Raw genomic sequence first — 21,185 nt, 5'->3', positions numbered from 1 at the left:
GAGCGGAGCGCCTACTTCTTCGTGTCCAGCGCGTGGCGGCCGAAATCAGGCACGTCGACGTCCTGGCCCGCCTCGACGATCGAGCGACGAATGGCGCGGGTGCGGGTGAAGAGTTCGAAGATCTTGTCGCCGTCTCCCCAGCGGATGGCGCGCTGCAGCGAGGCCAAATCCTCGGAGAAGCGCGACAGCATCTCCAGGATGGCATCGCGATTGTGCAGGCAGACATCGCGCCACATAGTCGGGTCGGATGCGGCAAGACGGGTGAAATCGCGGAAGCCGGAGGCCGAATATTTGATGACTTCCGACTCGGTCACCGTCTCCAGATCATCGGCGGTGCCGACGATATTGTAGGCGATGAGATGCGGCAGATGCGAAACGATCGCCAGCACCTTATCGTGATGCTCCGGATCCATTTCGTCGACGCGCGAGCCCAGTGTTTGCCAGAATTGGCGAAGTTTCCCGATCGCGGCCTCATCGGTGCCGGGAACCGGCGTGAAGATGCACCAGCGCCCTTCGAACAGCCCAGCAAAGCCGGCGTCCGGTCCGGATTTCTCCGTACCCGCAAGCGGATGGCCCGGAATGAAATGCACGTTGGCCGGCATATGCGGCTGCATCTGCGCGATGACGGACGCCTTGGTGGAGCCGACGTCGGTGACGATAGCTCCCGGCTTCAGATGGGCCGAAATCTCCTTGGCAACGCTCTCGGAGGCTCCCACGGGCACGGAGACGATGACGAGATCAGCATCCTTAACCGCTTCGGCCGAGGAGGGTGTGTAGCGGTCGCCAAGCTTCAGCTCTTCGGCGCGCTTCAGCGTCTCGGTGCTGCGGGTCGAAACCACCACCTCCTTGGCAAGGCCGAGGCGCTTGATATCGTGAGCGATGGAAGAGCCGATCAGGCCGATGCCGATCAGCGCGATACGGTCGAACTGGATCGTGCTCATGCCTTGCGCCCCATAAATTCGGTCAGGGTGTCGATGAGGCCGAGATTGGCCTCTTCGGTGCCGATGCTCATGCGCAGTGAATTCGGGAAGCCATAGGCGCGCACGGCCCGGACGATGTAGCCGCGGCTGGTAAGGAAATCATCGGCCTCTGTCGCGCGCTTACCATCGCTGTCGGGGAAATGAACGAGAACAAAATTCGCAACCGACGGCGTCACCTTGAGGCCGATGGCCTCGAGCGCAGAGGTTACCTTTTCGATCCAGAGCGTGTTGTACGCAACAGCCTTCTCGGTGAAAGCCTGGTCGCGGATGGCAGCAGCACCCGCAGCGATGGCGGCGCCGCTCAGGTTGAAAGGCATGCGCACGCGGTTGAGAGCATCGACAATATCGGCCGGTCCGTACATCCAGCCGATGCGAAGCGCCGCCAGGCCGTAGATCTTCGAAAAGGTGCGCGTCATCACGACATTCTGGTTGCCGGAGACGAGCTCGAGACCGGCCTCATAATCGTTGCGGCGAACATATTCGGCATAGGCAGCGTCGAGCACGAGGATGACATGCTTCGGCAAGCTTGCCTGGAGGCGGCGAATCTCGCTCACGGGAACATAGGTGCCAGTCGGGTTGGCCGGATTGGCGATGAAGACCATCTTCGTCTTCTCGGTCACGGCCGCGAGGATCGCATCGACATCGACGGTGCAATCCTTTTCCTTCACTGTAACCGGCGTCGCGCCCGCAGCCATCATCTGGATCTTGTAGACGAGGAAGCCATGCTCGGTGATGATGCCTTCATCACCGGTACCAAGATAGGTGTGGCAAAGCAGGCCGAGCAGTTCGTCCGAGCCGTTGCCGCAAAGAATGTTGGCGACGTTCAATCCATGCACGTCAGCGATTGCCTGGCGCAATTCCTTGGCCTGTCCGTCCGGATAGCGCTCCAGATGCCCGGCGGCACTGCGGAAGGCCTCAAGGGCACTCGGGCTGGCGCCAAGCGGCGTCTCGTTCGAGGACAGCTTGAACACGCGCGCAACGCCCGGTGCATGCTCCTTGCCCGGCACATAGGCGGAGATATCGAGAATACCGGGACGCGGGGCGGGCTTGTTCATTTCCATGCTCATGGGATCGACCTTGGGAAGGGCCGGAAACTTCCGGCTTGAAACACCCCGTCGCATTAATGCGGATTGACAAATTTGTCGAGTGTCAGCGCCTTGCCGACCGCATCAAGGCCCGTCGCGCGTCGTCGGTATGCCGCGCGGCGCCAGCACCGGCACGAAGACGCGGCGTGAAGCCCGGACGGCAACCGGCAGGCCCTGATAGAGCCGCTTCTGTGCCTCGACGATGATCACACCGGAAAAGGCAGGCCATAAGGTGCGGCCGACCCTTTCGAAGGCGCGGCGCAGGCTGAGCACGGTACGCAGCTTGGAGGGCGGAAAGAACAACGCCTCGGCCGTTGCGCCCGGCGTGAAGTTTGTTTCCCGCAGCAGCGACGTCAGCTGGCCGCGCGAATAGGGCCGGCCGGAGCCAAACGGCGTGTGCTCCATCCGTGCCCAGACGCCACGGCGGTTGGGTACTGCGATGACGAGCCGCCCACCCGGCGCCAGCACCCGCCAAAGTTCCTTTAGCGTCTCGCGCGGGCTTTCGGCGAACTCGAGCGAATGCACCATCAGCACCCGGTCGATCGAACTGTCTGGCAGGGGCAATTCTTCATCGAAAATCAACGCCGTCGACGATGCCGAGCCCAGCGGCCAGTTCACCGCGCCCTGCCCTGCCGGCATGAAGGCGAAGGTGCGTTCGGTATCAGCACGGAAGCGGTCGAGATAGGGAACGGCATAGCCGAGGCCGACAAGGCGCTCCTCCGGCATGCGTGCCCAAATGGAGGAAAGCGCCATGGCAATGGACTGCTCTGCCAAGCGACCAAGCTCGGAATGATAGAACTGACGGAGATCGACAATATCGGCGTGCATCGAAACAAATGTTATCAGCCGAGCGTTGGACTTCAAGGCCGAACGGCTTACATTCTGTAGCAACCCAAAAGACGAGGACGATTTCGATCATGAAACCATTGGAATTAGAGATTTTTATCTGCCGTTCCGACAATTACGGCGTCTTGGTCCATGATCCGGAAACCGGATCGACTGCATCGATAGACGCCCCCGAGGCGGATGCCATCCTGAAGGCGGCCAATCGCCGCGGCTGGACGATCAGCCATATCCTGACGACCCATCATCACAACGACCATGTCGAGGGCAACCTGGCGCTGAAGGAACAGTTCGGCTGCCAGATCATCGGCCCGATCAATGAAGCCGTCGCCATTCCCGGCCTCGACAAGGCCGTCGGCGACGGGGATACCTTCGAGTTCGCCGGTCACACCATCAACGTGATCGAGACGCCCGGCCACACGGCGGGCCATGTCTGCTATCATTTCGTGGATGACAAGCTGCTCTTTGCCGCCGACACGCTGTTTGCGCTAGGCTGCGGCCGGCTGTTCGAGCGCACGCCTGCCGACATGTGGGCCTCGCTGCAGAAGCTTGCCGTGCTGCCGGATGAGACAGCCGTCTATTTCGGCCACGAATATACGCTCTCCAATGCCCGTTTCGCGCTGACGATCGACCCCGACAACGAGCGGCTGAAGGCTCGCGCCGCCGATATCGAGGCGCTGAGGGCGGAGGGCAAGTTCACCATCCCGACGACGCTGGCGCTGGAGAAGGAAACCAACCCCTTCCTGCGTGCCGCCGATCCCTCGATCCGACGCCACTTGCTGATGGAAAGCCGCAGCAACGAAGAGGTTTTCGCAGAAATCCGCAAGCGCAAGGACAATTTCTGATGCAGGTGAAAGAGATCATCGAAACGCTTTCCATGCAGCGACATCCGGAAGGCGGCTGGTACGTGCAGACCTTCCGTGACGAGCAGGGCGGCGCTCGCGGCCACTCCACGGCGATCTATTATCTGCTTGAAGCGGGCGATCGCTCGCATTGGCACAAGGTCCGCGACGCCGCCGAGGTCTGGCACTATTATGCCGGCGCACCCCTCGCCCTGCATCGCTCCGCCGATGGCAAGATGAGCGAGCGGCTGGTACTTGGCCTTGATCTCGCAAAGGGCGAGCGTCCGCAGGCGATCATTCCCGCCGACTGGTGGCAATCGGCCGAGAGCCTCGGCGAATTCACGCTCGTCGGCTGCACAGTCTCTCCAGGCTTTGAGTTTTCGAGCTTCGAGATGGCGGCGCCGGACTGGAAACCCAACGCCAGCTGAATACGCCTTTACCGCCCGTCGACTTCGCGCCACGCATGGAGTGCCGGCGCGATGTCTTCCATCTTGAAAAAGCTTCCCGCAGCGTCAGCTTTACCCACGGAGAGAGAAGTTGGATCATTTGGAGGAGGACTTTTCGTGCGTTTGTTGTTTCCTTTGCTCGTCGCGGCAGGCTGTGTCATGAGCGCCCCTGTCCTTGCCCTCGATGCACCGGCCTCGCCGCCGGCCGAACAGCCTCTGAAAAACTTCGTCACATCTGTCGAAAAAGACGGCTCCATCACCTTCCGGCTCTATGCGCCGTCGGCAAAGGCTGTTTCGGTCGCCCTTGGGTCGCGCGATCCGCTAGCCATGCAGAAGGGTGACGATGGCACCTGGAGTGTGAAGACCGAGATCCTGAAACCCGATCTCTACGAATACTACTTCAACATCGACGGCTTCCGCAGCATCGACACCGGCACCAATGCGCCCAAGCCGCAGCGGCAGGTCAATACCAGCCTCATCCTCGTGCCGGGCAGCATTCTCGATATCCGCAACGTGCCGCATGGCGACCTCAGGCTGGTAACCCTGCATTCCAAGGCACTGAAATCGGAGCGGCAGATGTATGTCTACACGCCGCCCGGCTATACCGATGCCTCCAAGCCATTGCCCGTGCTTTACCTCTATCACGGCTTCGGTGACACCGTCGGATCCTGGGTGGCGCAGGGCCGCGCGCCGCAGATCCTCGACAATCTCCTTGCCGAAAAGAAGATCGAGCCGATGATTGTGGTCATTCCGGACACGGAGACCGATATACCGGAAGCCATCGCCGAGAACTTCCCCGGCGCCGACCGTCGCAAGGATTTCTATCCCGCCAATGCGGAGGCGGCCGATCGCGAACTGATCGAAGATCTCATTCCCTACATGAAAGCCCATTACCGGGTGCGCAACGATGCCGACGGTCGCGCCGTCGTGGGTCTGTCACAGGGCGGATACCAGGCGCTCGTCTCCGGCCTGTCGCATCTCGGTACCTTCGGTTGGGTTGCGACCTTCAGCGGCGTCAGCACGACCACGGTGCCGAACAAGGCGGTCGATGCCGCGCTCAACGAGCCGGCCAAGATCAACAAGACGCTACGCAACTTCACGGTGACTGTGGGAAGCAAGGATCAGGTCGTCGGCAAGGATGTGGCCGGCCTCAAGGCGGTGCTCGAGGAAAAGAAGATCACCCACGAATACCACGAGTATCCGGATCTCCAGCACGAGATGGACGTCTGGCGCCCGTCGCTTGCCGCCTTCCTGGAGAAGGTCTTCAAGAAATAGCTGGCAATGGCTGCGGCGGAGCTATTCCGCCGCTTCCGCCTGCGCGGAACCGCCGCTATCCGGGCGCAAGATCATGCGATGCGCCGCAAGGACCGCCCCGCCGGTGACCAGCAGGCAGGCAAGCGCAATGCCCCAGCTCGGTTCGGCAAAGCCGAACAAGGTCAGGATCAGCGTCGACAGCAGCGGCGCGGCATAGCTTGCCGCTCCGAGAATCTGGATATCGCCGTTCTTGATGCCGAAATCCCAGGCGTAAAATGCCGCGCCGACGGGAAAGAGGCCAAGACCGAGCACTGCGATCCATTGCGTCAGACTCTCGGGCCAGATCGTCTCCTCCAGTCCGATGTGGCAGACGAAGGACAGGATTGAGGTCACGAGGCAGAAGATGGTGACGACATCGGTCGACACCGCCTCGAAACGGCGTGTGATCAGCGAATAGCCGGACCAGGTAAAGGCGCAGAGCAAGGCCGCGCCATAGCCGACGGCATAGGCGCCCTCGAAATGGAAACCGTTGCGGCCGACGATCAGAACCGTACCCGCCAGGCCCATCAGCGCGCCGACGATGTGATACCAGCGCAGCCGCTCACCCGGCAAGAGAGCCGAGCCGACGACGATCAAAAGCGGCCAGAGATAGGCGATCAATCCCGCCTCGACCGCCGGCGCGTGACGCAGCGCCGTAAAATAGAGGAAATGATAGCCGAACAGGCCGACAATGCCCGTGATCCAGACCTTTGCCGGCTGGCGCAACAGCTGCAATCGCTCCGGCCTCAACGCCAGGACGACAATGCCGGGAATGCTGCCGATGGCAAAGCAGATGGCCAGCAGCTGAAACGGCTGCATCTTGCCGGATGCCACCGTCAAAAGCGCCAGAAACGACCACATCACGATGGCCGAGAAACCCGTCAGTGTCGCACGAAACTTCAACTCTGCCCCCAGCCAAGTGCCGCGGGCAGCCGCTGCCCGCTACAGCAATTCCCGGAAAAATGCGCAGTAGTTCTCTATCCGGAATTGCGTGGAAACAACGGTAGGGTGGTCAGGCGATTCTGTGAAGCGCTCGGTGGCCCTAGCTGCCGTATTTCACGGCGGTAATCGTCACCGTTCCGTATTGCGTGGGTATGCGGACATAGACCGGAGCATATACATTCATGGCGTCGGCCTTGGCAAACCAGATCTCCATGCCGTCGCTCTTGGCAAGGTAGAGATAGTCCTTGCGCGTGCCCTTGTAGCCGCCCTTCGGCGTAAAGCGGACACCGCAGGCAATGGTCTTGCCCTTGAAACCTTCGGTCGAAAACGGATGCGATCCCTTCGGCGACAATTTCAGATCCATGCGCATCTCGCCGTCGAAAACGGCGAGCGTCTGATTGCAGAGATTGAGGCCAGGTGTGATCGGAAAGATCATGCCGGAAATCGGATCGAGCACCGATTTCAGATCGCTCGCACCCAGTGGCACCCAGGTATCCGGCCGCTTCGGCTCGGGCGTGATCGTGTTCGACGTCACATTGCCGTTGGTATAGGCGACATCATAGGTACGCTCTCTCTTGCCGCTTTTGTAGAACAGCGAATAGTGCGTTGCCTGAAGCTTGTTCTCGTTGACGACGCCCGTCACATCGGTTTTCGCGTCGATCGACGTCACGAGATCAGCAAGGCCGGCGGAGGTTATGTCGCCGCGGATCGTGAACTGCTTGCCGGTGACTTCGGTCTTGAAATCCGCTCTCGCAATCGGCAGGCCGGCGAGCGAGACGCGATACCTGGTCTCGTGCCGCAGCACGTCGGCCAACGCCAAGGATGGCATTGATGCAATGACGGCCGAAATAACAAGCCACTTCCGAATTTGAAACATGCTCAAGGCCTTCAACGAGGATCAGGCAAGATATATAGACACTACACTCGCCCGCTGCGAGTTCCACAGAACAGCAGCTTTTTGACGGAATTGCGGGAAAACACAAGGTTTGGCTTGACGTGGCCGGCCGCTCTGACTATAGAACCGCAACTTTCCAATTATGGCCCGTTGGATTGCGTGCCCGGTTTTGCCGGGAATGCTTACCCGATAGCCGAGAAAAACAAAAGTAGGTGTATCATGTCCCGCATGTGCGAATTGACCGGCAAGGCCGTCCTCGTGGGCAACAATGTCAGCCACGCCAACAACAAGACCAAGCGTCGGTTCCTGCCGAACCTCTGCCAGGTCACGTTGATCTCTGACGTTCTTGGCCAGCGTTACCGTCTGCGCGTTTCCGCTGCAGGCCTGCGCTCGGTCGAGCACCGTGGCGGCCTTGACGCTTTCCTTCTGAAGGCAAGCGAAAACGAACTCAGCATGCGCGCCCGCCTGCTGCGTCGTCAGATCATCAAGAAGACCGCTGAAGCTGCCGTCGCTGCTGCATAAGCAGTTCCAGCGCTTCGCGATATCATACCGGTTAAGAGGCTTGCACGGTTTATATCCGGACAAGCCTTTTTCCATGTGCGGTTTCCTCCAACTGGTGGCATCTCCCAGGATAAAAAAATGCTGACAGCGCGTCATACCCTTATCTACGTACTGCTGATGACGCTGGTCGTCGTCGCCTCCAACATCCTTGTGCAGTATCCGCTGCAGGCCCAGCTTGCGGGCATCAATCTCGCGGATATCCTGACCTGGGGCGCCTTCACCTATCCCGTCGCCTTCCTCATCACCGATCTGACAAACCGCCAGTTCGGCCCGAAGGCTGCGCGTAAGGTGGTGTTTGCCGGCTTCGTCGTCGGCGTCGCCCTGTCGTTCTATACCGCCCAGCCGCGAATCGCGATTGCGTCCGGTTCGGCCTATCTGGCCGGCCAGCTGCTGGATATCTCGGTCTTCAACCGCCTGCGCCGCATGGCCTGGTGGCGCGCTCCTCTGTTCGGCTCGTTGATCGGCTCGATGCTGGACACGCTGATCTTCTTCTCCTTCGCCTTCGCGCCCTTCTTCGTCTTCTTTGGGCCGAATGATCCCTTCGCGATCGAATCGGCATCCATCCTCGGCGTTTTTGCGACGTCGGCACCGCGCTGGATTTCCTGGGCGATCGGCGATTTCTCGGTCAAGGTGACCGTCGGCCTCGTCATGCTTCTGCCCTATGGCGCGCTGATGAACATGCTGAAGCCGGTGCCACAGGCGCCCACGGCTTGATCAAGCGATAATTCCGGTAAACCGCACAACCCAGAGCATTTTCGCTTTTCTTCGAATCGCGAAAGCGCTCTGTCTCTTTGTTCTTGCACATTCCGGACGGAAAACCGCTGTGCACTTTTCCTGGAAATGCGCTAGTTCCGGTTGACGGCGTTTTCGTCATGCAGTCGGAATTCCAACATCAGGCTGCGCTGCAGGATCGAGTGATTGTCGTCCGAGACGAGGATGAGGTGGAGGGAGCCATCCGCCGCGCGGAACACGTCGATCCCTTCCATATTGTCGATCTGCTCGCTGGTATCGGCCTTGAAGATCACCTTGCCGTCCACGACCGCATCCGGCTTGATGTCCGCGCCGGCAATGCGGCGGATACGCACGCCGAGCCCACGCGCCAGCCCGAAACGGCGCTCCAGCAGCAAGAGATCCCCATCGGGCATAAAGACCCCGTCGCTGACATCAAAACCGCCGTAATGGCGCACGGTGAAGCGGCCATGCAGCGGCCCGTCGAGAATGGCCGCAATCATGTTGCCCTTGTCGTCCAGGCTGTCTTCCGTGACGATGACGGCGGCGCCCGCAAGCGGGCTCGACTGCGGCGCGATCATCAGTGCCTCGAGGCTGCGGTTGGAGCGCAGCTGCCATCTGGGAATGGGGATAGGCAGACTATCGTCCGGCGGCGAGATCTCGAATCCAGGATCCGGATAGACGTCGACGCGATGGTTCTGCTCGTAGCCGACGAGGACATGATTGCCGCGCAAGGCCAGCCCCTCGGCATCCATCGCCCCCTTGCCGGCATCCGTGCCGCCGTAACGGTCGATCATAGGCATGATCCGTGCCTCGGCGATGCCCTTCAACCGGCCCTTGTCGTCGCGCTCTATCGTCCCCGTCAGCCAGTGGCCGGTATCCAGCACCGAAACGAATTGCCGTTGATCGGGACGAAGGCGGATGGCCGAAATGGCGCCGAGCAGCGCATTGTCCGAACTGAGCTCAAGACCGCCGAGAAATTCCAGCGCGCCGAACTGCGTTTCCTGCGAGCCGGGTCTGAAGCTGGAAATAGCGGTGGCGCGAATATCGGCCGGACCGCCGTCGTCGGCCTTGTCGCTGGGGTTACAGCCGCCGAGTATCACCAACATGGCGATGAGGCCGACGCATCTCATCGCGACGGACCGGCATTTTGAATCAGCATTGCCGATGGGAAATTGCACCGGCCGGCAGGCCGATGCGGAGAGAAACCCGAACGGGCTCAGCTTGCGCGGCGCATGCGCGAGCGCGGCATGCTTGCCTGATCCTCGAACAGCGAGGCCAGTTGTTCCGTCATGGCGCCAGCCAGTTCGTCGGCATCGACGATGGTCACGGCCCGGCGATAGTAGCGCGTCACATCGTGACCGATACCGATCGCCAGCAGCTCGACGGGAGACCGGGTTTCGATCTGATCGATAACCGCCCGCAGGTGCCGCTCCAGATAATTGCCCGGGTTGACCGACAGCGTCGAATCGTCGACCGGCGCGCCATCCGAAATCATCATCAGGATACGACGCTGCTCACGGCGACCGAGAAGACGATTATGCGCCCAGATCAGCGCCTCGCCGTCGATATTCTCCTTGAGCAGGCCTTCGCGCATCATCAGGCCAAGATTGGCGCGAGACCGCCTGTAGGGCTCATCGGCCGACTTGTAGATGATGTGGCGCAGGTCGTTCAACCGGCCCGGCGTCTGCGGCTTGCCGCTGGCAAGCCATTTCTCGCGCGCCTGCCCGCCCTTCCAGGCCTTGGTGGTGAAGCCGAGGATCTCGACCTTCACGCCGCAACGCTCCAGCGTGCGCGCCAGAATATCGGCACAGGAAGCGGCAACCGTGATCGGCCGGCCACGCATCGAGCCGGAATTGTCGATCAGCAGCGTCACCACGGTATCGCGGAACTGCGTATCGCGCTCCATCTTGAAGGACAGCGCCTGCGTCGGGTCGATGATCAGGCGCGGCAGACGGGCCGGATCGAGATACCCTTCTTCGAGATCGAAATCCCAGGAGCGGTTCTGCTGCGCCATCAGGCGGCGCTGCAGACGGTTGGCAAGCCGCCCCACCGCACCCTGCAGATGCGCGAGCTGCTTGTCGAGGAAGGCCCTCAGCCGTTCGAGTTCAACCATGTCGCAGAGCTCCTGCGCAGTCGTGGTCTCGTCGAACTCTTCGGTATAGACGTGATAGTCGACTTTCTCGTTGAAGTCGGAGAAGGGTGTGTTCGGACGGCGGGTCTCGCCGGGCGTTTCCGAATCCTCCTCGCCTTCCTCGCTCATGTCGTCGTCGGAAATCTCGCCGCCGTCTTCCGTCGCGCCGTCGTCCATCTGCTCGTCGGAGGTTTCGCTGTCCTCGGCGGGTGCCGCGTCGGAGCCTTCGTCCTCATTGACGTCGTCGCTGCTTTGGTCTTCGCCGTTCGGCTTGTCCTCTTCGCTCTGCTGGTCTTCGCTGTCCGGGTCCGACTGTTCGTCGCCATATTCCTCGGCCATCTCCATGGCTGTTAGAATGTTGCGGATCGCGCGGGCAAAGCCCTGCTGGTCGTTGATGGTCGAAATCAGCTTGTCGAGCTCGCCGCCAGTCTTGTCCTCGATGAAGGACCGCCAGAGGTCGAGCACCTTGCCGGCGCTTTCCGGCGGCTTCTGGCCGGTCAGCTTCTCGCGCACGATCATCGCCATGGCCTCGCCAAGCGGCGCGTCCTCCTGGCGCTCGATGCCGGAGAAATTCGCCTTGGCGTATTTCTCCGAATTCATCGAGTTGATATTGGCGGCAACGCCGCTCATGCGCAGCGAACCGATGGACTCGACGCGGGCCTGCTCGACGGCATCGAAGATCCCGCGCGCGTCAGTACCCTGCGGCGCCATGACGGCATGGACGCGCGCGTCGTGACAGGCAAGCCGCAGCGCCATCGAATCGCCAAGCCCGCGTGTCACCGCCAGCTCATGCGCCGTCGGCCGCTTCGAAAGCTCCGGCAGGCGGATGCGTTCAGCGGTCATTCCCGGGCGTTCGTTGGCGAATGCCACCTCGACCTCGGCATCGCCGGCGATCGAGCGCACACAGCCCGTGATCGCCCGGCGCAACGGCTCCATGTCCACCGGGGCACCCGGCTTCGCTTTGGAATTGTCTCCGCGACCTGACATGATGTGTGGGTTCTTCCCTATGCTTCGAGCACGATGTTGGCGGCACTTTCCTTCAGCTCGATGCCGAAGGCGCGCTGATAGTGCTCGGCGACCAGCGGCCGCTCCAGCTCATCGCACTTGTTGAGGAAGGTGACGCGGAAGGCAAAGGCGATATCGCCGAAGATTTCCGCATTTTCAGCCCAGGTGATGACGGTACGCGGGCTCATGACGGTCGACAGGTCGCCGTTCATGAAGGCCGCACGCGTCAGGTCGGCGACGCGCACCATCTTGGAGATCGCGTCACGACCCTTGTCGTTCCGGAAGGATTTCACCTTCGCCAGCACGATATCGACTTCGACATTGTGCGGCAGATAATTCAGCGTCGACACGATCGACCAGCGGTCCATCTGGGCCTGGTTGATCTGCTGCGTGCCGTGATAGAGGCCTGTCGTATCGCCGAGACCAATAGTGTTGGCGGTCGCGAACAAGCGGAAAGCCGGGTGGGGACGGATGACGCGGCTCTGGTCGAGCAGCGTCAGGCGGCCCGACGATTCCAGCACGCGCTGAATGACGAACATCACGTCCGGGCGGCCGGCATCATATTCATCGAAGACGAGCGCGACATTGTGCTGATAGGCCCAGGGCAGGATGCCGTCCTTGAACTCGGTGATCTGCAGACCATCCTTGACGACGATCGCATCCTTGCCGACGAGGTCGATACGGCTGACATGGCTGTCGAGGTTGATACGCACGCAAGGCCAGTTGAGGCGCGCGGCAACCTGCTCGATATGCGAGGATTTACCGGTGCCGTGATAGCCCGAAATCATCACGCGGCGGTTATGGGCAAAGCCCGCGAGGATCGCGAGCGTGGTCTCGCGGTCGAAAAGATAGTCCGGATCGAGATCGGGTACGTAGGCGCCGCCCTTGCTGTAGGCCGGAACGCGAATGTCGGAATCAATGCCAAAAACTTCACGAACCGAAACGGTGGTGTCGGGAACTTCGGAAATATCAAGGTCAATCTTGCTCATCATGTCTCCAAGGCGGGTGGCTCTCACCCAGCCATATCAATCTCAGCCGTTTGATCCGAAACGCCACGGCTTATTGCCCGCATCCGTTCGGTCGGAACAGCGGCGATACTTCTCCGGGACTAAAGCAAAATCTCGGCGCGATGAAATGATCGCTTGCGAGCATCCTTGAACAGAGCCCCGGACAAGAAACGCCGCGTCCGGAAAGTTGGCCGAGGTGCAGACAGCCAAATGCGCACCCTGCCGCGGTTGCCCACGGCTTCAGCCGATTTGGACCATACCTGATTGAAGGCGGAGAGCAAGGACAGGAATTAACAAAAACCGTTCTGTTTCAATAATTGATAGGCCTGTATGACCGCGCGGAAACGCTCCTCGGAGCCGCGGTCGCCGCCATTGGCATCCGGGTGATGCATTTTCACCAGTTCCTTGTAGCGACGCTTGATCTCCGGTGCTGCGGCGGTCGCGTTCAGCCCCATCGTATCGAATGCCTTCGCCTCCAGCGTCTTCAGCTTGCGCTGTTCCGGGAAACGCGGCCCGCGCCCCTGCCCCTGCCCTTCCTTGACGAAGCCGAAGGGATCGCGAACGCGGGAATAGGAGCCGGAGCGGATATCGGAGTGGAGCGGGCTGTTCTTGGCAGCCTTGTTGACACCCACCGTCCAAGTCGGCCGATGGCCGGTGATGGCTTCCTTCTGATAGCGCGCGATTTCCCCGTCCGAGAGGCCGGAGAAATAGTTATAGCCCTTGTTGTAGTCCTTGACGTGCTCGAAGCAGAACAAAAAGAACTGCCCTTCCGCATTGCGCCCGACCGGGGCGCGATGCGTACCGTGCTTTTCGCAGCCATCCCACTGACACGTCGGGGGGCCCGCCTCGGGCTCCTGCGGGCGTTTGCGGCGCGTGCGAATGCGATCGAAGTATTTTGAATCAAGTCCCATAGCGCCCTAATTATGGGGCCTCGATTGGCCCACAACAAGAATTGACAAACAGGAATGTTGCAGGCTTTGTGGGAACCTTTTTCGCCAGGGAGCTCGATGCGTGAATATGGAAACGACACTGCAATCACGCATTGAGACAAAGCTCACCGATGCTTTCGCTCCCGAGCGCCTCTCTGTCATCAATGAGAGCCACCTGCACGCCGGCCATCAGCCCGACATGACCGGAACCGGCGAAACCCATATAAGAATTCGCATCGTCTCCGCCAAGTTCGCGGGCATGCCGCGCCTTGCGCGCCACAGGGCGATCAACGATCTTCTGAAACCGGAACTGGATGCGGGCCTGCATGCGCTGGCCGTGGAACCCGCCGCACCGGGCGAAGCTGTGCGCTGGTAGGCCAGGCAAACCCCAATTACGGCGTCTTCGCCTCTTCCGTTTCGGCGGGGCGGATGCGCAGCTTGGTGATGCGGTTCTTTTCCCGCTTCATGACGATGAAACGCTTTCCGTAGAAGGTGAAAGCCTGACGCTCTTCCGGGATGGTCATCGATTCATGGATGACGAGACCGGCGATCGTCGTCGCCTCCTGGTCAGGCAGGTTCCAGTCGAGCGCCCGATTGAGATCGCGGATCGGCACGACGCCGTCGACCACGATCGAGCCGTCGGCCTCCTGCCGCACGCCCTGGATGTCGATATCGTGCTCGTCGGCGATATCCCCGACGATCTCTTCCAGAATATCCTCAAGCGTCACGATGCCCTGCACCTCGCCATATTCGTCGACGACGACGGCGAAATGCTGCTTGCGGCGCAGAAAGGCGTTGAGCTGATCCTCGAGATTGGTGCTGTCGGGCACGAACCAGGGCTTTTGCGCGATCTTGACGATGTCGAGGTTTTCCGGCTCGACATTCGGTTCGGCCAGCGCCCTCAGCAAGTCCTTGGCATGCACCACGCCGATGATGTTATCGATCGTGCCGCGCCAGAGCGGCATGCGCGTATAGGGACTGTCGAGAATGGCGCGCACGACCACCTCTGGCTGGTCATCGGCATTGATGGCGCGCATCGCCGTGCGATGCACCATGATATCAGACAGTTCCAGCTCACCGAGATCGAGCACGCCGCCCAACCGGTCACGGTCTGCCTTGACCACCGACCCTTCCCGGTGCAGCAGATCCACCGCACCGCGCAACTCGTCATGCGCCGACAGCATCGACACCTCTTTCGAGAGGTTGACGCCGAAAACACCGAGAATCCACCGGACGATGGCATTGACGAAGCTCGATACCGGACCGACGACCGCGACGAAGAACCGAACCGTGCCGGCGACATTGAGCGCGAAGCGATCCGGCGTCGAAATGGCCCAGCTCTTCGGCAGGACTTCCGCGAAGATCACGAGAATGACGGTCATGGCGACGGTCGCGAGCGCGACGCCGGAGTTGCCAAACAGACCGAGGAACACACTGGTCGCCAGCGAGGACGACAGGATGTTGGCAAGGTTGTTGCCGATCAGCAGAGCGCCAATCAGCCGGTCCCGGCGCTCGATCAGGCGACGGACGATGCCGGCATCCTGGTCACCATTGGCTTCCAGCGTATGGATACGGCTGCGCGACACAGCGGTAAGCGCCGTCTCCGAACCGGAGAAGAAAGCCGACAGCAATACAAGCACGACGATCGAGAGGATCTCGGGCCAATATTCGAACAATACAGCCAGCGTGCCCTCGACCGTCATCAGGGATGCTTTTCCTTCAGGAAACTCAGGACTTCGGAGGACGGCACATCATCGGCGACAAAGGACTGGCCGATGCCGTGGGTAAGGATGAAGGTGAGCTTGCCGCTCTTGACCTTCTTGTCCTGCGCGATTGCGTCCATCAGCGTCTCGGCGGGCGGCAGCTCGCCCGGTATATCGCCCATGCGTGTCGGCAGGCCCACGGTCTTCAGATGGGCCTCGACGCGCTTCGCATCATCTGGGCTTGCCAGATTGAGGCGGGCGGAAAATTCATGCGCAAGCACCATGCCGATGGCAACGCCCTCACCATGCACCAGCCGGCGGCTGTCATAGGCGGTGGCGGCTTCGAGCGCGTGACCAAAGGTGTGACCGAGATTGAGCAGTGCGCGCGGCCCGTTTTCGCGCTCGTCGGCAACGACGACATCGGATTTCGCCTGGCAGCTTGCCGCAATCGCCTCGATGCGGGCAGCACCACCGGCAAACACATCTTTCCAGTTGGCCTCGAGCCAGGCGAAGAAATCCGGCTTGTCGATGAGGCCGTATTTCGCCACTTCGGCATAACCCGCGCGGAACTCGCGTTCGCTGAGCGTATTCAGCACGTCGATATCGGCAAGTACCAGATCCGGCTGATGAAACACACCAACGAGGTTCTTCCCGTGATGGGTGTTGATGCCGGTCTTGCCGCCAACCGAGGAATCGACCTGCGCCAGAAGCGAGGTCGGAATCTGCACGAAGCGGACGCCACGGCGCACGATGCCGGCCGCAAAGCCCGCGAGATCACCGATGACGCCGCCGCCCAATGCGATGACCGCATCGTTACGCTCGACGCGCGCTGTCAGCACGGCATCGCAGACCGTCATTAGATGCTCGAAGCTCTTAGTCTTCTCGCCGGCCGGCAGTACGAGGCTGGATGCCTCGATGCCTGCTGCCGTCAGGCTGGCGACCAGGGCATTAAGATAGTGCGGCGCAACGTTTTCATCCGTGATGACGGCGGCCTTGCGGCCTTTCAGCCGTGCCGCGATCTCACGCCCTGCCCGGGCGATCAGGCCAGGGCCGATGAGGATATCATAGGCGCGCTCGCCGAGAGGCACGCGCAAGAGGCGTTCTGCGGAGGCCGCCGTAATCGCATTCATGGTGCTTTGCTTTCTGCTGTCTTTCCCTCGGCAACGGCAACAAGGACTTCCTTGGCCATGACTTCCTTGCTCACATCGCGGGACAGAACCGTGAGATCGGCTTCCGCATAGATCGGATAGCGCACGTTCATCAGATCCTCGAGGGTCTGTTTTGGATTGTCGGTCTTGAGGAGGGGGCGCGTGTCCCGCTTGTTGACCCGATCCCAGAGAACCTCGAGATCGGCCTTCAGCCAGACGGAAAGGCTGCTGCGCTTGACATGAAACCGCGTGCCCTCGTTGATGAAGGCGCCGCCGCCGGTTGACACGACGCGTGGCCCGCCCTTGAGCAACCGCTTGATGACACGCGTTTCCAGCGCCCGGAACTCCAGTTCGCCATAGGCGGCAAAAAGCTCCGGGATCGTCATGCGCGACACGCGCTCGATCTCGGCGTCGGTGTCGACGAAGGGGATGCCCAGTTGCTGCGCGACCAGCCGGCCGACCGAGGATTTGCCTGCCCCCATCAATCCCACGAGGACAAGATTGCGCTGACCCAGCGCGGCGCGCGCCCTGTCTTTTAGGCTCTCTGCAAGGGTCAGGACTTGTTCACTCATCGGCCCATTCACAATTTCTTTGGAAACGGTATCGTCAAATGCGCCTGTAGCGTCAAGACGCCGCTCGCGTAAACATGTCTGCAATATCCTTCCGCTAACGCTTGTTGGGTATAATTAGTGCGTCGCCGGACCCATGCTGGGACGAGGAGAGTTTTCGAATGCCGACCCTGTTTCGCTTCCTTGTCATCTGCGCGGTGATCGGCGGATCGATATATGGGGCAATGTGGGCGCTCGCGCTCTTCGTTGATCCGCAGCCGCGCGAAATAACGATCCGCATTCCGCCAGAGCGCATCAATCCGCCGACGACCGGCTCGCTGAAGCCATGAACGCGAGGGCTGGCGTGAGAGATCTGAGCCGCGCGCATCTGGAGTCTTTCCTGGAAATGATGAGCGCCGAACGCGGCGCGGCCGTCAACACGCTGCAATCCTACGAGCGCGACCTTGAAGACCTCCATGGCTTCCTTTCCGAGCGCAGCGTCCGCATGACCGATGCCGGGCCGAGCGACCTCGGCGCCTATCTCTCCGGCCTCGCGGCCCAAGGTTTCAAACCCTCTTCCCAGGCGCGGCGACTCTCGGCCATGCGCCAATTCTATAAATTCCTCTACGCGGAAGGCCTGCGCACCGACGATCCCACGGGAATTCTCGATGCACCGAAAAAGGGCCGCCCCCTGCCGAAGACCATGGGCGTCGAGGACGTGACGCGTCTTTTGACCCAGGCGGAACAGGAAGCAGCCGCGGATGGACCCGACCAGCTTCAGCGCCTGCGCATGCTGGTGCTGCTGGAACTGCTTTACGCCACCGGCATGCGCGTGAGCGAGCTCGTGTCATTGCCTGCGAAAGTGTTGGATCACGAAGGACGCTTTCTCATCATTCGCGGCAAGGGAAACAAGGAACGGCTGGTGCCGCTGTCACAGTCGGCCATATCGGCGCTGAAGGCCTATGGACGGCTGCAAACCGAACTCGCAGCGAATGCCAAGCAGTCCGCACCCGAAAGCCCTTGGCTCTTCCCTTCGGCCTCGCAGCAGGGCTATCTGGCGCGCCAGGTCTTCGCGCGCGATCTGAAAGATCTTGCCATCCGCGCCGGGCTGACGCCTTCGCTAATCTCGCCGCACGTCATGCGCCATGCCTTTGCAAGCCACCTGCTTGCCAACGGCGCGGACCTGCGCGTGGTGCAGGAACTTCTGGGGCATTCGGACATTTCGACGACACAAATCTATACGCATGTACTGGAAGAACGCCTTCATCAGCTCGTCCAAACGCATCACCCCCTTGCCAAACAGGCCAAAAAACAGGATTAGGACCGGCATAAGGGTTAAACCTGCCGTCTCTCGTTACGCGCAAAAGGATCGGAAACGCACCTCATGCACAATTATCTCGACTTCGAAAAACCCATCTCGGATCTCGAAGGCAAGATTCACGAGCTCAAGAAACTGGCGAGCGAAGACGAAAGCATCGACACTTCGGACGAAGTCGGTCGGCTTGAAATCCGCGTTCGCGAAGCGACGGCGGATATCTATTCCAAGCTCAACGCTTGGCAGAAGACGCAGGTGGCCCGCCATCCGCAGCGGCCGCATTTCGTCGATTACGCCAGTGCACTGCTCACCGAGTTCACGCCGCTGGCCGGCGATCGCAAATTTTCGGAAGATGCTGCCATCCAGGCAGGCTTTGCCCGTTTCCGCGGTCAGCCCATCGCCATCATCGGCCAGGAAAAGGGCAACGACACCAAGACGCGCCTGAAGCACAATTTCGGCAGCGCCCGTCCCGAAGGCTACCGCAAGGCAATCCGCGTCCTGGAAATGGCCGACCGCTTCCAGCTGCCTGTTATCACGCTTGTCGACACCGCAGGTGCCTATCCTGGCGTCGGCGCTGAAGAGCGCGGCCAGGCAGAAGCCATCGCCCGCTCGACCGAAATGTGTCTTGGCGTCAAGGTGCCGATCATCTCCGTCGTCATCGGCGAAGGCGGCTCCGGCGGCGCCATCGCTATTGCCACCGGCAACCGCGTCTACATGCTCGAACATTCGATCTACAGCGTGATTTCGCCCGAAGGTGCAGCCTCGATCCTCTGGCGCGATTCCACCCGCGCCAAGGAAGCGGCCACCAACATGAAAATCACCGCCGAGGACCTGAAAGGCCTCGGTGTGATCGACGGCATCATCCCGGAGCCGCTCGGCGGCGCACACCGCGATCCGCAGAGCGTGATCGCAGCAACCGGCGACATTATTTCCAACGCGCTTGGCGAGCTTTCCAGCCGCACGGGCGAGCAGCTGCGCAGCGACCGTCGCCAGAAATTCCTCAACATCGGCCGCAATCTCTAAGCGGCTTTGTGAAAATCCAATTGCGAAAAATAGGAATGAGGCCAAATCTTGGCCACATTCCTGTTATCGAAGCTTCTATGGCAAAGAAAAGCTTGCCGATGCGACGCGAGAGCGTCATAGGCTGGTAAGGAATTTTCAAGTATAAGCCGTTTATGATTCCGTTTCATGCTTCGAGGGGAGTGGCGAAACAGATCGAGCTGCCGCTCTTCGCATTTATGGGCCAAGTCAGAATGCGCATCCGTAACCTTGCCTATGTTTCCCTGATGGCGCTGGCTCTTGCCGGCTGTAACGACGCGCTCGATACCGCGTCGATCGATCTGTCGAAGGTGACGAACAAGGTCGAACAACCGCTGCCGAGCCGTATCCTGGCGGATATGGCCAAGAAGGGCATGGACCGCAATTCGCCGATCATGATCCGTATCTTCAAGGAAGAAGGTGCGATGGAAATCCTGAAGGCGAACCAGAGCAACCGTTTCGAGGTCATCGCGAGCTACAGCATCTGCGCCTGGTCCGGCCGCCTCGGCCCGAAGGTCAAGGAAGGCGACCGGCAAGCGCCGGAAGGCTTCTACATGCTGACGCCAGCCAACCTCAATCCGAACTCGAAATACTACCTCGCCATCAACACAGGCTTTCCGAACCGGTATGACGCCGCCAACGGCCGCACCGGCGCCAATCTGATGATCCACGGCGCCTGCTCGTCGTCAGGCTGCTATTCAATGACCGACCAGCAGGTGCTGGAAATCTACGCTTTCGCGCGTGACGCCTTCAAGGGCGGCCAGAAGGCCATTCAGCTCGAGGCATTCCCCTTCCGCATGACGGCGGAAAACATGTGGAAGCACCGTCTCAGCCCGAATATCGATTTCTGGAAGATGCTGAAGGTTGGCTACGACAATTTCGAAGTGACCAAGCGGCCGCCGGAAGTCGAAGTCTGCGAAAAGAAATATGTCTTCAACCAGCAGGCCAGCGGCCAGTTCAACGCCGGCGGCAAATGCCCGGTCATGACGACACCGCCTGCCCTGCAGGTCGCGCTTGCCAATTACGACAAGCAGTATCAGACCGATTACGCGGCGGCGACGAAGAAATTTAGCGATATGGCCTGGTACGATCCGACCGAGGCCGAGCGCAAGGCTGTTGTCGCCAAGCAGCGCAAGGGCCATGATCTTGCCTATGCTCCCACGGGCACTGCGCTGGCCGCCGGCAAGATGATGAAGGTCGCCGATCTCGAGTCGATGATGTCCAACCAATCGGCGCAGCAGATCGCGCGCGGTGGCACCGTCGCCAGCCCGACGACGACGGCAAGCATCCGCTCGGCAACCGCCGCTCCGGACGCAACGGCGCAGCAGACCGGCGGCCCGCTGGTCGCCGCCAACATTCCGGCGAATGTTCCGATCCCGACGGCAAACCCGATGGTTCCGGGTCCAGCAGTCAACCCGCTCGCCTATGCGCAAAATCCGGCTGTCGAGACGGCACAGACCGAGCAGACAAAGAAGCCGCCATTCTGGAAGTTCTGGGCCAAGAGTGAATAGTCTGGACGGCGAGATCTACGATCTGCGCGGACTGAAGTGCCCCTATCCGGCGATCAAGACGGAAAAGCGCCTGCGCGGCATGGCGAGCGGCGCCATGCTCACGGTCGAAACGACCGATCCTCTTGCGGTGATCGACATTCCGCATCTCTGCAATGAAAAGGGCCACACGCTTGTCGCCAGCGAGAAGACGGAAAGCGGCCACCGTTTCATCATCCGCAAGGGATGATCTCT

At 60.8% G+C, this 21,185-nt stretch carries 23 protein-coding genes; 11 read left to right on the top strand and 12 right to left on the bottom strand.

What is annotated here, in order from left to right; genetic code table 11:
- Positions 1-11: 11 nt before the first annotated feature.
- The 3 genes from ACQZ6F_RS21145 to ACQZ6F_RS21135 form a co-directional block, all read right to left on the bottom strand.
- The gene (locus tag ACQZ6F_RS21145) at positions 12-941 is read right to left on the bottom strand and encodes a prephenate/arogenate dehydrogenase family protein (RefSeq protein WP_449093757.1); all 930 of its coding nucleotides are present in this window, start codon (positions 939-941) and stop codon (positions 12-14) included.
- Positions 938-2,047: a histidinol-phosphate transaminase gene (gene hisC / locus ACQZ6F_RS21140; protein WP_449093758.1), complete on the bottom strand. Its 1,110-nt coding sequence runs from the start codon at positions 2,045-2,047 to the stop codon at positions 938-940. Before hisC ends, ACQZ6F_RS21145 begins: the two co-directional genes overlap by 4 nt.
- A 102-nt stretch (positions 2,048-2,149) precedes the next feature.
- Positions 2,150-2,929, bottom strand: coding sequence for a class I SAM-dependent methyltransferase (locus ACQZ6F_RS21135; protein ID WP_068389259.1), 780 nt, complete (start codon positions 2,927-2,929; stop codon positions 2,150-2,152).
- A gap of 53 nt (positions 2,930-2,982) precedes the next feature.
- Here ACQZ6F_RS21135 and gloB point away from each other — a divergent pair, with 53 nt between their 5' ends.
- The 3 genes from gloB to ACQZ6F_RS21120 all read left to right on the top strand — a co-directional run bounded on the left by gloB (position 2,983) and on the right by ACQZ6F_RS21120 (position 5,471).
- A complete protein-coding gene (gloB, locus tag ACQZ6F_RS21130; protein ID WP_077471757.1) occupies positions 2,983-3,753 on the top strand; it encodes a hydroxyacylglutathione hydrolase in 771 nt (256 codons plus the stop codon).
- Positions 3,753-4,178, top strand: a complete 426-nt coding sequence (locus ACQZ6F_RS21125; protein ID WP_449093759.1) for a cupin domain-containing protein — start codon at positions 3,753-3,755, stop codon at positions 4,176-4,178. The genes gloB and ACQZ6F_RS21125 overlap by 1 nt, the downstream gene beginning before the upstream one ends.
- Before the next feature lie 135 nt (positions 4,179-4,313).
- A complete protein-coding gene (locus tag ACQZ6F_RS21120) occupies positions 4,314-5,471 on the top strand; it encodes an esterase (RefSeq protein ID WP_449093760.1) in 1,158 nt (385 codons plus the stop codon).
- Between the two features lie 21 nt (positions 5,472-5,492).
- On the opposite strand, the gene yddG is transcribed toward ACQZ6F_RS21120, so the two are convergent.
- Both yddG and ACQZ6F_RS21110 read right to left on the bottom strand, forming a co-directional pair.
- Complete coding sequence (gene yddG / locus ACQZ6F_RS21115) at positions 5,493-6,392, bottom strand: aromatic amino acid exporter YddG (protein ID WP_449093761.1); 900 nt, start codon at positions 6,390-6,392, stop codon at positions 5,493-5,495.
- Between the two features lie 139 nt (positions 6,393-6,531).
- The gene (locus tag ACQZ6F_RS21110; protein WP_077471760.1) at positions 6,532-7,308 is read right to left on the bottom strand and encodes a DUF3108 domain-containing protein; all 777 of its coding nucleotides are present in this window, start codon (positions 7,306-7,308) and stop codon (positions 6,532-6,534) included.
- A gap of 237 nt (positions 7,309-7,545) precedes the next feature.
- Here ACQZ6F_RS21110 and rpmB point away from each other — a divergent pair, with 237 nt between their 5' ends.
- Together rpmB and ACQZ6F_RS21100 are read left to right on the top strand one after the other, a co-directional pair.
- Positions 7,546-7,848, top strand: coding sequence for a 50S ribosomal protein L28 (gene rpmB / locus ACQZ6F_RS21105; RefSeq protein WP_077471761.1), 303 nt, complete (start codon positions 7,546-7,548; stop codon positions 7,846-7,848).
- A gap of 117 nt (positions 7,849-7,965) precedes the next feature.
- Positions 7,966-8,601, top strand: coding sequence for a queuosine precursor transporter (locus ACQZ6F_RS21100; protein ID WP_077471762.1), 636 nt, complete (start codon positions 7,966-7,968; stop codon positions 8,599-8,601).
- 131 nt (positions 8,602-8,732) lie between these two features.
- Here the strand turns inward: ACQZ6F_RS21100 and ACQZ6F_RS21095 are convergent, their stop codons facing one another.
- From ACQZ6F_RS21095 to ACQZ6F_RS21080, 4 genes are all read right to left on the bottom strand, one after another.
- Complete coding sequence (locus tag ACQZ6F_RS21095; protein WP_449093762.1) at positions 8,733-9,725, bottom strand: esterase-like activity of phytase family protein; 993 nt, start codon at positions 9,723-9,725, stop codon at positions 8,733-8,735.
- A gap of 110 nt (positions 9,726-9,835) precedes the next feature.
- Positions 9,836-11,737 carry a cobaltochelatase subunit CobT gene (gene cobT / locus ACQZ6F_RS21090; RefSeq protein WP_449093763.1) on the bottom strand — a complete coding sequence of 634 codons (1,902 nt, stop codon included), beginning with the start codon at positions 11,735-11,737 and terminating at the stop codon, positions 9,836-9,838.
- A gap of 17 nt (positions 11,738-11,754) precedes the next feature.
- Positions 11,755-12,744, bottom strand: coding sequence for a cobaltochelatase subunit CobS (gene cobS, locus ACQZ6F_RS21085; protein WP_068389242.1), 990 nt, complete (start codon positions 12,742-12,744; stop codon positions 11,755-11,757).
- Between the two features lie 308 nt (positions 12,745-13,052).
- Positions 13,053-13,673, bottom strand: coding sequence for a J domain-containing protein (locus ACQZ6F_RS21080; protein WP_068389070.1), 621 nt, complete (start codon positions 13,671-13,673; stop codon positions 13,053-13,055).
- A gap of 106 nt (positions 13,674-13,779) precedes the next feature.
- On the opposite strand from ACQZ6F_RS21080, the gene ACQZ6F_RS21075 reads away from it, so the two are divergent.
- Positions 13,780-14,067, top strand: coding sequence for a BolA family protein (locus ACQZ6F_RS21075; RefSeq protein ID WP_449094108.1), 288 nt, complete (start codon positions 13,780-13,782; stop codon positions 14,065-14,067).
- 16 nt (positions 14,068-14,083) lie between these two features.
- Here the strand turns inward: ACQZ6F_RS21075 and ACQZ6F_RS21070 are convergent, their stop codons facing one another.
- Genes ACQZ6F_RS21070 through ACQZ6F_RS21060 form a run of 3 tightly spaced genes read right to left on the bottom strand, consistent with a single transcriptional unit; the run spans position 14,084 to position 17,114 of the window.
- Positions 14,084-15,394, bottom strand: coding sequence for an HlyC/CorC family transporter (locus ACQZ6F_RS21070; RefSeq protein ID WP_449093764.1), 1,311 nt, complete (start codon positions 15,392-15,394; stop codon positions 14,084-14,086).
- The gene (aroB, locus tag ACQZ6F_RS21065; protein WP_449093765.1) at positions 15,394-16,524 is read right to left on the bottom strand and encodes a 3-dehydroquinate synthase; all 1,131 of its coding nucleotides are present in this window, start codon (positions 16,522-16,524) and stop codon (positions 15,394-15,396) included. Before aroB ends, ACQZ6F_RS21070 begins: the two co-directional genes overlap by 1 nt.
- Positions 16,521-17,114, bottom strand: coding sequence for a shikimate kinase (locus ACQZ6F_RS21060; RefSeq protein WP_077471770.1), 594 nt, complete (start codon positions 17,112-17,114; stop codon positions 16,521-16,523). The genes aroB and ACQZ6F_RS21060 overlap by 4 nt, the downstream gene beginning before the upstream one ends.
- A 158-nt stretch (positions 17,115-17,272) precedes the next feature.
- Here ACQZ6F_RS21060 and ACQZ6F_RS21055 point away from each other — a divergent pair, with 158 nt between their 5' ends.
- The 5 genes from ACQZ6F_RS21055 to ACQZ6F_RS21035 all read left to right on the top strand — a co-directional run bounded on the left by ACQZ6F_RS21055 (position 17,273) and on the right by ACQZ6F_RS21035 (position 21,180).
- Positions 17,273-17,440, top strand: a complete 168-nt coding sequence (locus ACQZ6F_RS21055) for a hypothetical protein (protein ID WP_034481806.1) — start codon at positions 17,273-17,275, stop codon at positions 17,438-17,440.
- Between the two features lie 14 nt (positions 17,441-17,454).
- Positions 17,455-18,411, top strand: a complete 957-nt coding sequence (gene xerD, locus ACQZ6F_RS21050; protein ID WP_449093766.1) for a site-specific tyrosine recombinase XerD — start codon at positions 17,455-17,457, stop codon at positions 18,409-18,411.
- A gap of 63 nt (positions 18,412-18,474) precedes the next feature.
- Entirely contained in the window at positions 18,475-19,428 is a 954-nt protein-coding gene (locus ACQZ6F_RS21045) for an acetyl-CoA carboxylase carboxyltransferase subunit alpha (protein ID WP_449093767.1), read from the top strand.
- Between the two features lie 230 nt (positions 19,429-19,658).
- Positions 19,659-20,954, top strand: coding sequence for a L,D-transpeptidase family protein (locus ACQZ6F_RS21040; RefSeq protein ID WP_449093768.1), 1,296 nt, complete (start codon positions 19,659-19,661; stop codon positions 20,952-20,954).
- Complete coding sequence (locus tag ACQZ6F_RS21035) at positions 20,947-21,180, top strand: sulfurtransferase TusA family protein (protein WP_449093769.1); 234 nt, start codon at positions 20,947-20,949, stop codon at positions 21,178-21,180. The genes ACQZ6F_RS21040 and ACQZ6F_RS21035 overlap by 8 nt, the downstream gene beginning before the upstream one ends.
- The last annotated feature ends 5 nt before the right edge of the window (positions 21,181-21,185 follow it).

It is taken from the genome of Rhizobium sp. A22-96 (assembly GCF_053521805.1).
This window is presented reverse-complemented; position numbering and strand designations above follow the sequence as displayed.

What these genes read in the sequence shown, in the direction of transcription:
- ACQZ6F_RS21145 (WP_449093757.1), bottom strand. Translation starts at nt 941, where the DNA reads ATGAGCACGATCCAGTTCGACCGTATCGCGCTGATCGGCATCGGCCTG.
- hisC (WP_449093758.1), bottom strand. Translation starts at nt 2,047, where the DNA reads ATGAGCATGGAAATGAACAAGCCCGCCCCGCGTCCCGGTATTCTCGAT.
- gloB (WP_077471757.1), top strand. Translation starts at nt 2,983, where the DNA reads ATGAAACCATTGGAATTAGAGATTTTTATCTGCCGTTCCGACAATTAC.
- ACQZ6F_RS21125 (WP_449093759.1), top strand. Translation starts at nt 3,753, where the DNA reads ATGCAGGTGAAAGAGATCATCGAAACGCTTTCCATGCAGCGACATCCG.
- ACQZ6F_RS21110 (WP_077471760.1), bottom strand. Translation starts at nt 7,308, where the DNA reads ATGTTTCAAATTCGGAAGTGGCTTGTTATTTCGGCCGTCATTGCATCA.
- rpmB (WP_077471761.1), top strand. Translation starts at nt 7,546, where the DNA reads ATGTCCCGCATGTGCGAATTGACCGGCAAGGCCGTCCTCGTGGGCAAC.
- ACQZ6F_RS21100 (WP_077471762.1), top strand. Translation starts at nt 7,966, where the DNA reads ATGCTGACAGCGCGTCATACCCTTATCTACGTACTGCTGATGACGCTG.
- ACQZ6F_RS21095 (WP_449093762.1), bottom strand. Translation starts at nt 9,725, where the DNA reads ATGTTGGTGATACTCGGCGGCTGTAACCCCAGCGACAAGGCCGACGAC.
- cobT (WP_449093763.1), bottom strand. Translation starts at nt 11,737, where the DNA reads ATGTCAGGTCGCGGAGACAATTCCAAAGCGAAGCCGGGTGCCCCGGTG.
- cobS (WP_068389242.1), bottom strand. Translation starts at nt 12,744, where the DNA reads ATGAGCAAGATTGACCTTGATATTTCCGAAGTTCCCGACACCACCGTT.
- ACQZ6F_RS21080 (WP_068389070.1), bottom strand. Translation starts at nt 13,673, where the DNA reads ATGGGACTTGATTCAAAATACTTCGATCGCATTCGCACGCGCCGCAAA.
- ACQZ6F_RS21075 (WP_449094108.1), top strand. Translation starts at nt 13,780, where the DNA reads ATGGAAACGACACTGCAATCACGCATTGAGACAAAGCTCACCGATGCT.
- ACQZ6F_RS21070 (WP_449093764.1), bottom strand. Translation starts at nt 15,394, where the DNA reads ATGACGGTCGAGGGCACGCTGGCTGTATTGTTCGAATATTGGCCCGAG.
- aroB (WP_449093765.1), bottom strand. Translation starts at nt 16,524, where the DNA reads ATGAATGCGATTACGGCGGCCTCCGCAGAACGCCTCTTGCGCGTGCCT.
- ACQZ6F_RS21060 (WP_077471770.1), bottom strand. Translation starts at nt 17,114, where the DNA reads ATGAGTGAACAAGTCCTGACCCTTGCAGAGAGCCTAAAAGACAGGGCG.
- ACQZ6F_RS21055 (WP_034481806.1), top strand. Translation starts at nt 17,273, where the DNA reads ATGCCGACCCTGTTTCGCTTCCTTGTCATCTGCGCGGTGATCGGCGGA.
- ACQZ6F_RS21045 (WP_449093767.1), top strand. Translation starts at nt 18,475, where the DNA reads ATGCACAATTATCTCGACTTCGAAAAACCCATCTCGGATCTCGAAGGC.
- ACQZ6F_RS21040 (WP_449093768.1), top strand. Translation starts at nt 19,659, where the DNA reads ATGCGCATCCGTAACCTTGCCTATGTTTCCCTGATGGCGCTGGCTCTT.